At 63.4% G+C, this 13,593-nt stretch carries 11 protein-coding genes and 1 pseudogene; 3 read left to right on the forward strand and 9 right to left on the reverse strand.

What is annotated here, in order from left to right; genetic code table 11:
- Nucleotides 1-449 precede the first annotated feature (449 nt).
- Nucleotides 450-1,274 (forward strand): NAD-dependent epimerase/dehydratase family protein, encoded by an 825-nt coding sequence (locus BMI01S_RS20615; RefSeq protein ID WP_028231659.1) that lies wholly within the window; start codon nucleotides 450-452, stop codon nucleotides 1,272-1,274.
- A 157-nt stretch (nucleotides 1,275-1,431) separates the two neighbouring features.
- On the opposite strand, the gene BMI01S_RS40945 is transcribed toward BMI01S_RS20615, so the two are convergent.
- Complete coding sequence (locus tag BMI01S_RS40945) at nucleotides 1,432-2,190, reverse strand: hypothetical protein (protein WP_154671319.1); 759 nt, start codon at nucleotides 2,188-2,190, stop codon at nucleotides 1,432-1,434.
- A 178-nt stretch (nucleotides 2,191-2,368) separates the two neighbouring features.
- Nucleotides 2,369-3,313: a LysR family transcriptional regulator gene (locus BMI01S_RS20620; RefSeq protein ID WP_028231658.1), complete on the reverse strand. Its 945-nt coding sequence runs from the start codon at nucleotides 3,311-3,313 to the stop codon at nucleotides 2,369-2,371.
- Nucleotides 3,314-3,452: 139 nt separating this feature from the next.
- On the opposite strand from BMI01S_RS20620, the gene BMI01S_RS20625 reads away from it, so the two are divergent.
- Entirely contained in the window at nucleotides 3,453-4,217 is a 765-nt protein-coding gene (locus BMI01S_RS20625) for an SDR family oxidoreductase (protein WP_028210963.1), read from the forward strand.
- A 77-nt stretch (nucleotides 4,218-4,294) separates the two neighbouring features.
- Nucleotides 4,295-5,086: an SDR family NAD(P)-dependent oxidoreductase gene (locus BMI01S_RS20630; protein ID WP_028231657.1), complete on the forward strand. Its 792-nt coding sequence runs from the start codon at nucleotides 4,295-4,297 to the stop codon at nucleotides 5,084-5,086.
- Between the two features lie 9 nt (nucleotides 5,087-5,095).
- Here BMI01S_RS20630 and BMI01S_RS20635 read toward each other — a convergent pair whose 3' ends face one another.
- The 7 genes and pseudogenes from BMI01S_RS20635 to BMI01S_RS20665 all read right to left on the reverse strand — a co-directional run bounded on the left by BMI01S_RS20635 (nucleotide 5,096) and on the right by BMI01S_RS20665 (nucleotide 13,577).
- Nucleotides 5,096-5,644: a hypothetical protein gene (locus tag BMI01S_RS20635; protein ID WP_028231656.1), complete on the reverse strand. Its 549-nt coding sequence runs from the start codon at nucleotides 5,642-5,644 to the stop codon at nucleotides 5,096-5,098.
- Nucleotides 5,645-5,832: 188 nt separating this feature from the next.
- Nucleotides 5,833-7,584 (reverse strand): annotated as a pseudogene (gene araD / locus BMI01S_RS20640) (L-arabinonate dehydratase).
- A 43-nt stretch (nucleotides 7,585-7,627) separates the two neighbouring features.
- Nucleotides 7,628-8,554: an ABC transporter permease gene (locus tag BMI01S_RS20645; RefSeq protein ID WP_028210959.1), complete on the reverse strand. Its 927-nt coding sequence runs from the start codon at nucleotides 8,552-8,554 to the stop codon at nucleotides 7,628-7,630.
- The gene (locus tag BMI01S_RS20650) at nucleotides 8,554-9,435 is read right to left on the reverse strand and encodes an ABC transporter permease (protein WP_028210958.1); all 882 of its coding nucleotides are present in this window, start codon (nucleotides 9,433-9,435) and stop codon (nucleotides 8,554-8,556) included. The genes BMI01S_RS20645 and BMI01S_RS20650 overlap by 1 nt, the downstream gene beginning before the upstream one ends.
- Complete coding sequence (locus BMI01S_RS20655; protein WP_028231655.1) at nucleotides 9,432-10,514, reverse strand: ABC transporter ATP-binding protein; 1,083 nt, start codon at nucleotides 10,512-10,514, stop codon at nucleotides 9,432-9,434. The genes BMI01S_RS20650 and BMI01S_RS20655 overlap by 4 nt, the downstream gene beginning before the upstream one ends.
- A gap of 105 nt (nucleotides 10,515-10,619) precedes the next feature.
- On the reverse strand, nucleotides 10,620-11,720 hold the full coding sequence (locus tag BMI01S_RS20660; RefSeq protein WP_244145386.1) for an ABC transporter substrate-binding protein: 1,101 nt from the start codon (nucleotides 11,718-11,720) through the stop codon (nucleotides 10,620-10,622).
- 276 nt (nucleotides 11,721-11,996) lie between these two features.
- Nucleotides 11,997-13,577 (reverse strand): aldehyde dehydrogenase (NADP(+)), encoded by a 1,581-nt coding sequence (locus BMI01S_RS20665; protein WP_028231653.1) that lies wholly within the window; start codon nucleotides 13,575-13,577, stop codon nucleotides 11,997-11,999.
- Nucleotides 13,578-13,593 lie beyond the last annotated feature (16 nt).

Below are 13,593 nucleotides of genomic sequence, written 5' to 3' on the forward strand. Positions count from 1 at the left end.
GGACGTACGACGACGTCCCGGGCCGGCGCGCGCTTCCCTTATTCCAAGGTCTCGGGCCTTGGGCGTAGCAGTGAGCCCCGTCACCCGATCCCGGCTTCAAGGCGCGCATCGCGGGGTACATCAGGGAAATCCCCAGCGCACCATTATTTGCTTTACAACTGCGCGCAAAATAGAATGATGTCTTACATGAAAGCGCGGCATGCACCGGCACCGGGCTTTCAGACCGACCAGCGTGAGACCCTCGACGCGGCCAGGTGTTCGTGTGCCTGATGCTGTTCGACGTAATCAATCGGCGCCTGCGTCGCATGGCGACTGATCTCGATCGAGCAAACGGACAGCCCGTTTGCCCCAGCGCTCCAGCCATCGCATAAAGTGGAAGCCTGATTGACCTATCCACTGGCGCCCGCAACGGTGCCGGCTTTCGGCGTTCCAACGTGAGGAAAATCACTGTGAAGAAAGTTGCACTGACCGGCGCGGCCGGCCAGCTCGGCACCGTGTTGCGCAAGGGCCTGCTCGAACGTGGCGTGAACCTGCGCTCGGCAGCCGGATCGAAGCCGCTTGAACCGCTCGTCGCGGGCGAAGACGTGATGCACGGCGACCTGCGCGACCCCGCCGTGGTCGACCGCCTGCTCGACGGCGTCGACGTCCTGATCCACATGGCCGGCACGAGCGTCGAACGCCCGCTGCCCGAGATCATCGAGAACAATCTGCGCGGCCTCGTCGAAGTCTACGAAGGCATGCGCCGGCACGGCACGAAGCGCATGCTGTTCGCAAGCTCGAATCACGCGATCGGCATGTATCCGGTGGAAGAAAAGCTCACGCTCGACTGCGCGTTCCGCCCGGACGGCTTCTACGGTCTTTCCAAGGCATGGGGCGAATCGCTCGGGCGCCTCTACTGGGACAAGCACGGCATCGAAACCGTCAACGTGCGCATCGGCAGTTGCCTGCCGAGGCCCACCGAGTTCCGGCATCTGAGCACGTGGTTCGGCCACGAGGACCTGTTCCAGCTCGTCGATCGCGTGATCAACGTGGACGAGATCGGCTTCGCCGTGGTGTGGGGCGTGTCGAACAACACGCGCAGCTACTGGATTCAGGAAGGCGCGAACGACGATGCAAAACGCCTTGGCTATGCGCCCAGGCAGAACGCCGAGGACTGGGCGGCCGAGATTCTGGCGCAGAAGAATCCGCTCGATGCCACGGCGCAGCGCTATCAGGGCGGCAGTTTCGCCAGCTACGATTTCACGCCGGTGGAACAGCGGGGCAAGCGGTCGTAGTGCTTCGTTTCGCGGGTTGAATTGGAAAGCGCCCTTGGGCGCTTTTTTGTTGGCTGTTCGCAGATTTCCGGGGTGATTCTCTGTTCGCACCTTCGTTGATTGACTTGCGTAGATGGAATCTTGCCAAGGTTGAAGCTCAATTTACCCAAGGCCCACACTATTGTTCGTTCTGCCCGGTTAGATCGTCTGCGTGACCATTCTTTTGGCCATTATCATTCTGATAGACAAAGGTATCATTGCCGTTTTTGTCTACCTTGTCTTCTCTCTTTTTGTCATCTATCACGCTCCCGTTTTTGTCCTTCTCTTTTTTTTCGATGATAACGAGGGCATCGCCTGGCGTATCCGCCTGAACTGAATAATCAATTTCTTCCGTGTTACCAGTTGGGCCTCCCCCATCGTTATACTCCGTACCAACTCCCAGCACGCCGCTATCTCCCGGTTTCACCGTTTCAGGGATGGTATAGGCCGGAAATTCCACGACCGTATTTGTATCCTGGTGAATTTCGGCAATTTCTGCACCCGTCGATGGATTGGTAAAAACAACGGTTGTATCACTCACGGTTACGGGCTGTGACATCCCGGATTCGGTTACAGTTTCAGATACGGTATGAATCGATTCCATCACGGGTGTACCGCCGCTACTGCCAATCGAGATTGTCCCGCCATTCTCAGCAATGGTAGTTGCGACTGCTGATTGATCGACCAATGTCCCTGATCCCGTTGCACTGTTGCCATCGATCGTACCGGTGACGGTCACTAGATCGGATATTCCCTTGTTGGACTGGTTTATTAGCGCCTGTCGCAATGGAATTTCAACATTCTGGCTGGCTTCGCCGTTACTACCACCACCGCCCCCACCACAGGCACCTAGCAAAGCTACGGAAACAACAGCAAATGGGAGATTAAAGCCTTTCATGTTTGCCCCCTCAGTTTCCGAACTTGATTACTTCATTGCCTTTCCAATCTTTCGACATTCGTACGTCAATGAGGATTGCAAACGCCTATCAGGGAAGTGAAAGACTCCTCCCTTGCCCAGTATAGGCAGGCCGTTTTGTGTTTCCAACTTGCCGCCACCCATCCGAACCCGGACGATCTCAATCCGTCCCGGGCGTGGCACCCGCCCAATTTCCGTCGCCCCGATCCCAAGGGGGCACTCCGCCGAACGCGTCGACCAGGAAATCGATCATGACGCGCACTCTGGCGCTCAGGTGTCGACGGCTTGGATACATGGCGAGAATGTCAATTTCAGGCAGGCGGAAGTCGGGCAACACCCGAACGAGCTTGCCAGCGCGCAAATCGTCGCCGATCAGGAACGTCGGTTGCCAGATCACGCCTTGCCCCGCGAGCGCGACTGCGCGCGCGGTGTCGCCGTTGTTGGTATGCATGGGACAGTCCACCCTCACCGCGTGGGTCTTGCCGCCACGGTCGATCAACTGCCACTCGTCGCCGGTGGCCGCATAGGTGTACCCGATGCAGCGATGCTCGACGAGATCCTCCGGTACAGTTGGTTGTCCGAAGCGAGCCAGATAGTCCGGTGACGCACACAAAATATTTTGCGAAGTTGCCAGTTTGCGCGCGGCGTGACTGGCCGAGCCGGCGCGCGAGATGCGGATCGCGATATCGTAGCCTTCGTCGACGATATCGACGACGCGGTCGATCAACCCAACGTCGAGTTCGATCCCGGGATATTTCTGCATGAACCTGGGCCACAGCGGCGCCAGATACACGATGCCAAAGCTCACGGGCGCGTTGATGCGCAGTCGCCCGCGAGGTTCGACCGACGTGGACGACACGAGCCCTTCCGTCTCCGCGACATCGTCCAGAATGGACTTGCAGCGGCCGTAAAGCGTCTCGCCGCCTTCGGTGAGAGAAAGCGTGCGCGACGTGCGATTGAGCAGGCGCGTGCCCAGATGCGCTTCGAGGTCGTTCACGTAGCGGGTGACGTTGGCGGGCGACGTGCCCAGTGCATCCGCCGCCCGCGCAAAGCCACCGCGAGTCACCACCGTCACGAAAACCTCGAAAGCGCGCAAGCGGTCCATATTCCTCTCCGATGATTCACAAAAGCTGAATGATAAGACCATGTTTTGTGCCTTTCTGCAATCAAAAGTGAAGCCTATAGTGCGCTCACTGGCCGGGGCATTGGGCACTGGCCGATGCAAGTTCATCAGGAGATTGGAAATGCAACGCTTGACAGGGAAAGTCGCCATCGTGACGGGCGCCAGCTCGGGTATTGGCCGCGCAACGGCAAAGCTGTTCGCGAACGAAGGCGCGAAGGTGGTCATCGCGGCGCGCCGCGCGGCTGAGCTTGAAACGCTCGCTGCGGAGATCGCCAGCGAAGGCGGCGAAGCCGCATATCTGGCCGGCGACGTGCAGTCGGAAGACTTCGCGAAGGCGCTGGTCGCGCTTGCCGTGCGCCGCTTCGGCCGTTTGGACATCGCCTTCAACAACGCCGGCACATTGGGCGAGATGGGCCCGAGCACCGCGATTTCGGAAACAGGCTGGAACGCCGCGTTGGCGACCAATCTGACCAGTGCCTTCCTCGGCGCGAAGCATCAGATTCCCGAGATGTTGAAGCAAGGCGGCGGCTCGATCATCTTCACGTCGACATTCGTTGGGTACTCCTTCGCATTTCCCGGCACCGCGGCCTACGCGGCGAGCAAGGCCGGACTGATCGGCTTGACGCAGGCGCTGGCCGCCGAGTACGGCGCGCAAGGCGTGCGCGTCAACGCGGTGTTGCCGGGCGCCGTGGACACGGAAATGTATCGCGGCATGAACGACACCGACGAATCGCAAGCGTTCGTGACCGGGCTGCACGCGCTCAAGCGCGTCGCCAGGCCGGAGGAACTCGCGCGTTCGGTGCTCTATCTTGCGTCGGACGATTCGTCTTTCGTGACCGGCACGGCTTCGCTGGTCGACGGGGGCGCCTCGATTACACGTACGTAAATCAGAGTCGGCGGCATGCGGTTCTTCAACACGCGATGTCGCCGTTGCAACTTCATGCAAGGATAAGGAAATCTCTCATGGACCTGAACCTGAAAGGCAAACTCGCGCTGGTCAGCGCAAGCACAGCAGGCATCGGACTGGCTATCGCCAGCACCCTGGCGCGGGAGGGCGCTCGAGTCATCGTCAATGGCCGCTCCCAGCCATCCGTCGACGACGTGGTCGCGCAACTGAAAGCGGACACCGGCGGCGACGTATATGGATTCGCGGGCGACCTCAGTAGCGCTGCCACAGCGGAAGCGCTCGCACGGCGCTATCCGAATGTGGAAATTCTGGTCAATAACCTGGGTATCTTCGAGCCGAAGCCATTTGAAGCAATCCCCGATGCGGACTGGCAGCGATTCTTCGACGTCAACGTCCTGAGCGGAGTCCGCCTGGCTCGCCTGTTTCTGCCCGCGATGAGGCAGGCGAACTGGGGCCGCATTATTTTCATTTCGAGCGAGAGCGGCGTGCAGATTCCAGCCGAAATGATCCACTACGGGATGACGAAAACCGCGCAGCTCGCGGTCTCGCGCGGACTGGCCGAAGCCGTTGCCGGTACGGGCATTACCGTCAACAGCGTCTTGCCGGGGCCGACGAAATCGCGCGGCGTGGGCGAGTTCGTGGCAACGCTTGCCAAGGCGGACGGGCAATCGTTCGAAGCGTTCGAAAAGCAATTCTTCGAGAAGGTTCGCCCCACGTCGCTCATCAAGCGATTTGGTTCACCGCGGGAAATTGCGTCCCTCGTGGCTTATATCGCCAGTCCCCTTTCATCGGCGACGACGGGCGCGGCGTTGCGAGCCGACGGGGGCGTGATAAAGAGCGCCTTCTAGAAGTACGCCTCACCCGGACGCAGCAATGCGTTCAGACTGCTTGCGGATGCGACCGAGCATGCGCCGCCGGATCAGACCGCTGACTGGGCGGATGACGTACCAGTAGGGCGCGAACTTGCGGCGCGTTTCGGAGTTCGGACAAAAGACGCGTGTTTCGGTACTCAAAAGCGTTTCGCCCGATGGCATAGGCTCCACTTCGAAGCCCATCACCAGCTGACAGACATCCAGCCTGTCGACCGTTTTGAACGCTTCCAGGGTCCGAACTTCAAGCAATCCGTAGTCGGCTTGCCAGAAGGCGCCTGTCAGCCCAAACGCCAGGCTGCGGTCGCCGTCACGGCCGAGGAAAATAAAGTCGTCGAGATCCAGGGGGCGGGGCCGCGACCGACCCATCAATCGAAGCGGAAGCTCTCGCAACCCGATGGCCAGTTGCACAACGGGATCATCCTGCGCCCGCTGGCGAGCGGCACAGTCCAGGATGACGCTTCCAGGAGCGCGAGCCGTCGTCGTGTGAACTTCACGAAAGTCATAACGCGGAAGAATTTTGTCGATCAACGTCATCGGGTCTGCGCCAGTTGGAGATTCTGCGCGGTTACGGAGGTGCGTGCACTATGCCACGGTCTGTCGGATCGCGCGCATTGAAAGCCCCGGGTAGAGAACCACCTCCCTGCATTTGCCGCCCTTCTCTATCGCACACGCACAAGTTTTTTTTCACTCCTAGCTTTAGTCGTTGTGGTTTGTATGTCTCGTTAGTGAATCTCGGGCTCGCCGCCGGCGCCGGCGCACGAACCGCCCACGCCGTCACGCTGCATGAAATCGAATTCGCAGCCCTTGTCGGCCTGCATCACGTGCATCTGGTACATCGCGCCATAGCCGCGCGTGAAGCGCGGTTCCGGCGCGACCCAGGCGGCCTTGCGGCGCGCCAGCTCTTCGTCGGAGATCAGCACGTTCAGGCGGCGCTCCGGCACGTTCAGCTCGATCATGTCGCCGTCCCGCACGAGCGCGAGCGGTCCGCCGATGAACGATTCCGGCGCCACGTGCAGCACGCACGCGCCATAGCTCGTGCCACTCATGCGCGCATCCGAGATGCGCAGCATATCGCGCACGCCCTTCTTGAGGATCTTTTGCGGAATCGGCAGCTGGCCCCACTCGGGCATGCCAGGCGCGCCCACCGGTCCCGCGTGCTGAAGCACGATCACGCTGTTCTCGTCGCAGTCGAGTTCTTCGCTGTCGATGCGCGCGGCCATGTCGTTGTAGTCCCTGAACACGACGGCCTTGCCCGTGTGCACGTGCAGACGCTTCTGAGCCGCGCCCGGCTTGATCACGGCGCCGTCCGGCGCGAGGTTGCCGCGCAGCACGGCGAGCCCCGTATCCGGCATCAGCGGATTCGCGCGGCGATAGATCACCGCTTCGCTGTAGATCTGCGCGTCGGCGATGTTCTCGCCGAGCGTCTTGCCGTTCACGGTCGTCTGCGTGCCGTCGATCAGATCGCCGAGCTCCTTGAGCATCGCGCGCAGACCGCCCGCGTAGTAGAAGTCCTCCATGAGGTACTTGCCGGTCGGGCGGACGTTCGCGAGCACCGGCGTGCGGCGCGCGATTTCATCGTACTGGGCGAGCGTGAGATCGACACCGGCGCGGCGCGCGAGCGCGATCATGTGGACGATCGCGTTGGTCGAGCCCGAGAGCGCGAGGCAGGTGGTGACCGCGTTGTCGACCGATTTGCGCGTGATGATGTCCGAGGGCTTGAGATCCTCCCACACCATCTCGACGATGCGCATGCCCGTCTTCGCCGACATCTGCGCGTGGCGCGAATCCGGCGCCGGAATCGAGGCGAAGCCCGGCAGCGTGAAGCCCAGGGCTTCGGCGGCGCTCGTCATCGTCGATGCCGTGCCCATCGTCATGCAATGGCCCGGCGAACGCGCGATGCCGCCCTCCACGCCCTTCCAGTCCTCTTCGGTGATCTTGCCCGCGCGCAGGTCGGCCCAGTACTTCCAGGTGTCCGAGCCCGAGCCGAGCGTCACGCCGTTCCAGTTGCCGTTGAGCATCGGCCCTGCGGGCAGGAAGATCGTCGGTAAATCCATGGAGATCGCACCCATCAGCAGCGCGGGCGTGGTCTTGTCGCAGCCGCCCATCAGCACGACGCCGTCGGCCGGGTACGAGCGGATCGTCTCTTCCGCTTCCATTGCGAGGAAATTGCGGTAGAGCATTGTGGTGGGCTTCTGGAACGGCTCGGAGAGCGTTTGCACCGGCAGCTCGACCGGAAAGCCACCCGCTTGCCAGATGCCGCGCTTGACCTCCTACACGCGCTGCTTGAAGTGCGTATGGCAAGGGTTGATCTCGCTCCACGTGTTGAGGATGGCGATCACCGGCTTGCCCGCGTACTCTTCGCGGCTGTAGCCCATCTGCGCGGTGCGCGAGCGATGGCCGAACGAACGCAGGTCGTTCACGCCATACCAGCGGTGGCTGCGCAGTTCCTCGGGGGTCTTTCGCTTCTTGCTCATCTTGCGTTGCTCCAGGTGTTTCCAGTCAAGCCGCCGGCGCCGCCTAGCGCTGCTCCTTCACGCGCGACACGAGCTGTGTCGGGCTGACGAACTGCAGGGCGACCAGCACCCACGCGAGCGTGATGGCCATGTAGATCATCGCCATCGCGTCGATGGATTGCGGCGCGCGCACGCCCGTCGAAAAGACGGCGTAGTACAGCGCGACCACCAGCGTTTGCGTGTCGGGCCCGGCGGTAAAGAAAGTGAGTTCGAACATGCCGATCGTGCGCACGAGCACGAGCAGCCCCGCCGCCAGCATCCCCGGCACGAGGAGCGGCAGCAATACATAGCGGAAATAGCGCAGCGTGTTGGCGCCGAAAATGCGCGCGGCCGATTCGAGATTGGGATCGATCTGCTCGATGAACGGTGTCATCACGAGGATCACGAACGGCAGCGCCGGCACCAGGTTCGCGAGGATCACGCCGGGCAGCGTGCCGGCGAGGCCCACCTGATACATCGCGGTCGCCATCGGGATGCCGTATGTGACGGGCGGCACCATGAGCGGCAGCAGGAACACGAGCATGGCGAAACGCTTGCCGGGGAATTGCGCGCGCGCCAAGGCATAGGCCGCTGGCACGCCGAGCGCGATGGAGAGGAGCACGACCGAGCCCACGACTTCGAACGTCACCCACAGCACGCTCGACAGCTGGAAGTCGCGCCACGCCTGCGCATACCAGTGCAGCGTGAAGCCTTGCGGCAGCGGCGTGCCGAACCAGCGCGTGGCGATGGAGTTCACGCCCACCGTGGCGATCAAAAGCAGCACGTTGAGCAGGAAGAACGCCATGCCGCCCCAGACGAATACTTTCCAGAACAGGTCGGGCAGTCGCGAGGCTGCTTTGGTATGCGGCGCCTCGGCGGCGGGCGCGGGACGCTCTTCGCGCACGGGCGCGCCGGCCGGAAGACCGGCCGCGTTGCGTTGATGTGCGCTCATCAGCCTTTTCCTCCGCTCACCGGGCCCGAGTAGAAGTAGCGCTTCGCGCCCAGCATCGCGGCCACCACCACCAGTTGCACGAAGCCCATCACGATCGCGATCGTCGAGGCGAGCGAGTAGTCATAACTCTCGAACGCCGCCTCCGATGCCGCAATGGAGATCACGCGCGTCGGGCCGGCAGGCGCGCCCAGCAGCACGGCCGACGGAAACACCGAATACGCCTGCACGAACGACAGGCACGCGGCCATCGTGAGACCCGGCGCGAGCAGCGGCAGATAGATCTGCCGGAACTGCTGCCACGGCCCCGCGCCGAGCGTGGCTGCCGCACGTGCGAGCGTCGGGTCGATGCCGGTGACGTACGAGAGCGTGAGCAGAAACGCGAACGGGAAACCCGAGACGATCAGCGAAATCAGCACGCCCCAATAGTTGTGCGTGAGACGAATCTCTTCGCTCGTGTACAGATGCAGCGCGTGCATCGCCTGCGGGAACCAGCCGTTCGGGCCGAAATAGCTCAGCATGCCGTCGGCGATCAGCACCGTGCCGAGCGTGACGGGAATTACGAGCAGCGTCGTCACGAGCTTCTGGTACGGCGACTTGCGGCGCAGCGCGAAGGCCACGGGCAGCGAGAGACCGACATTGATGAGAGTCGCGGGCACCGCCAGCTTGAGCGTGACGAACACCGTGGGCCACAGCGACAGGTCGTGGATGAACTGCAGGTAATTGGCGAACATGCCGCCGCCGTTCATCGGCTTGAACGACAGCACGAGACCGTAGGCGAACGGATAGAGGAACAGCGCGATGATGAAGCCGAGCGCGGGCGTGACGAGCCAGCCGCGCGAATCGCGCGGCGCGCGCGTCGATGGCGAGGCGAGCGCGCTCATGATGCACGCTCCGCATAAGCCAGCACGTGCGAAGGCGCGACGCGCAGCGTGGCGTGCTCCCCCGCTTCGAATTCGCCCTCCACGCGCGCCCACAGCTTGCCGAACGGCGCATTGGCCAGCAGCAGCGAATCGCGGCCGCCGTATTCGACCATCTCCACTTCGACGTCGAAGGCGTTCGCGTCGCCCGCGCTGGCGCGCTCGAAATCTTCGGGGCGCATCGCCACCGAAATCTCGTTGCGGCCTTCGAGTTCGCCCATCGGCACACCGGTGAGGGTGATGCCCGACGAGGACATCGCGATATGCTCGCCGCGTTCGCCGGTAATCGAGAACGGCAGCACATTGCGAAAGCCCATGAAGCGCGCGACATGGAGATTCGAAGGACGGCTATAGACTTCCTTCGGGCTCGCCACCTGCTGCACGACGCCCTCTTTCATCACGACGATGCGGTCCGCCATGGAGAGCGCTTCGTCCTGATCGTGCGTCACGTAGAGGGTGGCGCGTTCGAGCTGCCCGTGGATGCGGCGGATTTCCGCGCGCATTTCGATGCGCAGCTTCGTGTCGAGGTTAGAGAGCGGCTCGTCCATCAGCACGAGCGGCGGTTCGATGACGATGGCGCGGGCGATCGCCACGCGCTGCTGCTGGCCACCCGAAAGCTGGCCCGGCAGCTTGTTTTCATGGCCCACGAGCTGCACGAGCTGCAGCGCCTCGCGCGCGCGGCGCCTGGCCTCGTCGCGCGGCACGCCCTGCATCTTCAGGCCGAAGCCCACGTTTTCCAGCACCGTCATGTGCGGGAACAACGCGTAATTCTGAAACACCATGCCGAAGCCGCGCTTTTCGGGAGGCAGCACGTCGATACGCAGGTCATCGAGCCAGATGCTGCCGCTCGTGAGCGGTTGCAGACCTGCGATGCAATTGAGCGCCGTGGATTTCCCGCAGCCCGAGGGCCCCAGCAGCGCGATGAATTCGCCGCGGCGAATGTCGAGATCGAGACCGCGCAGCGCCGCGACCTGCGCCCCCTCCGCGTTCGCAAAACTACGGCACACCGAGTCGAGGCGCAAACGATCGAAAGAATGCTTCATGACACCTTCCTGACCAACGAGATCAACTCCATGAACAGGGATCGCGGACGGCGCTCGAACCGCACCACGCGCGCGCCGTCCGTCCATCGCTGATGCTTGCGCCGCTCACTGCGACTTCTGCGAGCCGACTTCGCGGTCCCATTTCTGGAACGCCGCGACCATCGCCTGCGCCGAAAGCGGCTGGACATGCGGATAAGCCGCGAGCCACTTCGCGTACTCGGGGCGGCCGTACTTCGCGATCACGTCCTGGCTTTGCTGCGGCGCCATCTGGAGCGTCACGTCCTTCACGGCGGGGCCGGGATAGAAGTAGCCGTCGTCGTACGTCATGGCCTGCTGCTGCGGCTCGAGCATGAAATTCATGAGCTTGAGCAGCACCGCGAGCTTCTCCTTCGAAACGCCCTTCGGCACGACCATGAAGTGGGCGTCGTTCACCCACGTCATGTTGTTGAACGCCTGGACCCTGAAGTCGGCGGGCACGATGCCGAGCGCACGCGGATTGATGTCCCAGCCGGTCACGGTCACGGTCATGTCGCGCGTGCCCTCGCCCAGTTCCTTCATCACCGCCGAAGTGCCGCCCGGGTAATACGGCACGCACGCGTTCAGCTCCTTGAGGAACGCCCAGGTCTTGTCCCAGCCGTTGATGGGGTCTTGCGGATTGTTGTCGCCGAGCAGGTACGGCAGGCCCATCAGGAACGTGCGGCCCGGGCCGGAGTTGGCCGGACGCGCGTAGATCAGCTTGCCGGGGTTCGCCTTGCACCAGGCAAGCAGTTCCTGCGGCGTTTGCGGCGGCCTGGCGACCTTGGCCGGGTTGTATTCGACCAGTGGACCCGCAGGCATATACGAGACTTCGAGGCCATAGCCTTGTGCGAGATCCTGCATCTTGCGCGGGCCAGGCGCGTACTTGTCGAGCACGCCCGGCAACCCTGCCTGCTGATCCGGCAGCAGCTTCATCCACAGGTTCAGTTCGATGCCGGCGGCGAGCGCGTCGGTGCCCGTCAGCACGAGGTCGATGTCGGCGCGGCCGGCGGCCTGCATTGCCTTGATCTTGCCAGGCAGTTGCGGCGCGGGCGCGTTGGTGTAAGTGATATTGGAAACGAGATTCGGATACTTCGCCTTGAACGCCTCGATCGCCTTCTGCGTGAGCTGCAGATTACCGGCCACGTCGACTACGTTCAGGGAAACGGGATCGGCCTTCGCCGCGCTCATGCCAAGCGCCGTTGCGGCCGCCACACATACGGCCAGCACCCTGGCCCTCAAGCGTCCATCGAACATCGCATCTCCTCACTTCTGTTTATGGAATTGTTCTAACGCGACCCGTTGATTCTTATCTTGCCAGGCCGGACACAGGATGCCGAACCACGCATTAAGTTGTCAAGCAACATTAGGGTATTTGTGAGGCCGTCGTGAGCCGCTTGTCGGCCCGGTGTGGGAGAAAGCGCCTGGAAGGCTTCTGCAGGCGCTTTTCCGACCGCTTTCGCGCGATTACTTGCGCACCAGCTCGCCGTCGCGCAGACGCCACAGCGCGAGCGGGTTGTCGTTCTGCAGCGTGGCCGGCAGCAACTCGGCCGGCAGATCCTGGTAGCAGACCGGACGCAGGAAGCGCTCGATCGCCATCGCGCCCACCGACGTCGCGCGCGGGTCCGAGGTGGCCGGGAATGGGCCGCCGTGAACCATCGCATAGGAGACTTCGACGCCCGTCGGGAAGCCGTTCGCGAGTATGCGGCCCGCCTTGCGCTCGAGTACCGGCATGAGGCGCGCGGCCATTGCGTAGTCGTCGCGGTCGATGTGGAGCGTTGCCGTGAGCTGCCCTTCGAGGTGCTCCGCCACGCGCGCGAGTTCGGCTTCGTCGCGGCACGCCACGACGACCGAGGTCGGCCCGAAGATCTCGTCCGACAACGCGTGCTGGGCGAGGAACTGCTCCGCGCTCGCCTTGAAGAGCACGGGAAGCGCGTCGCAATGCGCTTGCGTCTTCGTGCCCTCGGCGAGGTTCTCGACGCCCGGCAGTTGCTTGCGCGCCGCGACGCCTTCGCCATACGCCGAGGCGATGCCCGCCGTCAGCATGCTTTGCGAGGGCTTCTGCGTGAGCGCGGCGCTGGCCGCCTTCAGGAAGCGGTCGAGTTCAGGGCCGTCGATGGCGAGCACGAGGCCCGGGTTCGTGCAGAACTGGCCGACGCCCAACGTGAGCGAATCGACGAAACCCTGCGCGAGCGATTCGCCGCGTGCGGCCAGCGCCGCGGGCAGCACGAACATCGGGTTGATGCTGCTCATTTCGGCATAGACCGGGATCGGCTCGGCGCGCGTCGCGGCAATGTGCGAAAGCGCGAGCCCCCCGCGGCGCGAACCCGTGAAGCCCACCGCCTTGATGGCCGGATGCGCCACGAGCGCTTCGCCCGTTTCGTTGCCGCCGCCGAAGACGAGCGAGAACACGCCTTCGGGCAGACCGACTTCGGCGACGGCCTGCTGGATCGCGCGGCCCACCAGTTCCGAGGTGCCCGGGTGCGCCAGGTGCGCCTTCACCACGACCGGACAACCGGCGGCCAGTGCCGAAGCGGTATCGCCGCCCGCCACCGAAAACGCCAGCGGGAAGTTGCTCGCGCCGAACACGGCCACGGGGCCGAGCGGGATGCGGTGCGCGCGCAGGTCCGAACGCGGCAGCGGCTTACGTTCGGGCTGCGCCGAGTCGAGCACGGCGCCGCACCAGTGGCCATCGCGCACGAGCGACGCGAAGAGGCGCAACTGGCCGACCGTGCGGCCGCGCTCGCCTTCGAGGCGCGCCTTGGGCAACGCCGATTCGAGATACGCTCGCTCGATGAGGGCTTCGCCGATGCCGAGAATACGCTCGGCGATCGCTTCGAGCAGGCGCGCACGCGTTTCGTGCGGGGCGGCGCGGAAGGCGTCGAACGCCTGCCCCGCGAGTTCGCAGGCGCGCGCGACTTCGGCCTTGCCGCCGAGGCCGAACGACGGCTCGATCTCCTGGCCGAGCGCGGGCGCGAAGGCGCGCATCTCGCCCGCCTCGCCGCGCACCGCTTGCGCGCCCAGCAGCATGGCTCCAGTAATCTGCATGTTCGCTCCGTTGAAC

The organism is Paraburkholderia mimosarum LMG 23256 = NBRC 106338 (assembly GCF_000739815.1).
GTDB classification, from domain to species: Bacteria; Pseudomonadota; Gammaproteobacteria; order Burkholderiales; family Burkholderiaceae; genus Paraburkholderia; species Paraburkholderia mimosarum.

Bases quoted from the DNA above. Each gene is read 5' to 3' on its own strand.
- BMI01S_RS40945 (WP_154671319.1), bottom strand. From the start codon at position 2,190: ATGAAAGGCTTTAATCTCCCATTTGCTGTTGTTTCCGTAGCTTTGCTA.
- BMI01S_RS20620 (WP_028231658.1), bottom strand. From the start codon at position 3,313: ATGGACCGCTTGCGCGCTTTCGAGGTTTTCGTGACGGTGGTGACTCGC.
- BMI01S_RS20625 (WP_028210963.1), top strand. From the start codon at position 3,453: ATGCAACGCTTGACAGGGAAAGTCGCCATCGTGACGGGCGCCAGCTCG.
- BMI01S_RS20630 (WP_028231657.1), top strand. From the start codon at position 4,295: ATGGACCTGAACCTGAAAGGCAAACTCGCGCTGGTCAGCGCAAGCACA.
- BMI01S_RS20635 (WP_028231656.1), bottom strand. From the start codon at position 5,644: ATGACGTTGATCGACAAAATTCTTCCGCGTTATGACTTTCGTGAAGTT.
- BMI01S_RS20645 (WP_028210959.1), bottom strand. From the start codon at position 8,554: ATGAGCGCACATCAACGCAACGCGGCCGGTCTTCCGGCCGGCGCGCCC.
- BMI01S_RS20650 (WP_028210958.1), bottom strand. From the start codon at position 9,435: ATGAGCGCGCTCGCCTCGCCATCGACGCGCGCGCCGCGCGATTCGCGC.
- BMI01S_RS20655 (WP_028231655.1), bottom strand. From the start codon at position 10,514: ATGAAGCATTCTTTCGATCGTTTGCGCCTCGACTCGGTGTGCCGTAGT.
- BMI01S_RS20660 (WP_244145386.1), bottom strand. From the start codon at position 11,720: ATGAGCGCGGCGAAGGCCGATCCCGTTTCCCTGAACGTAGTCGACGTG.
- BMI01S_RS20665 (WP_028231653.1), bottom strand. From the start codon at position 13,577: ATGCAGATTACTGGAGCCATGCTGCTGGGCGCGCAAGCGGTGCGCGGC.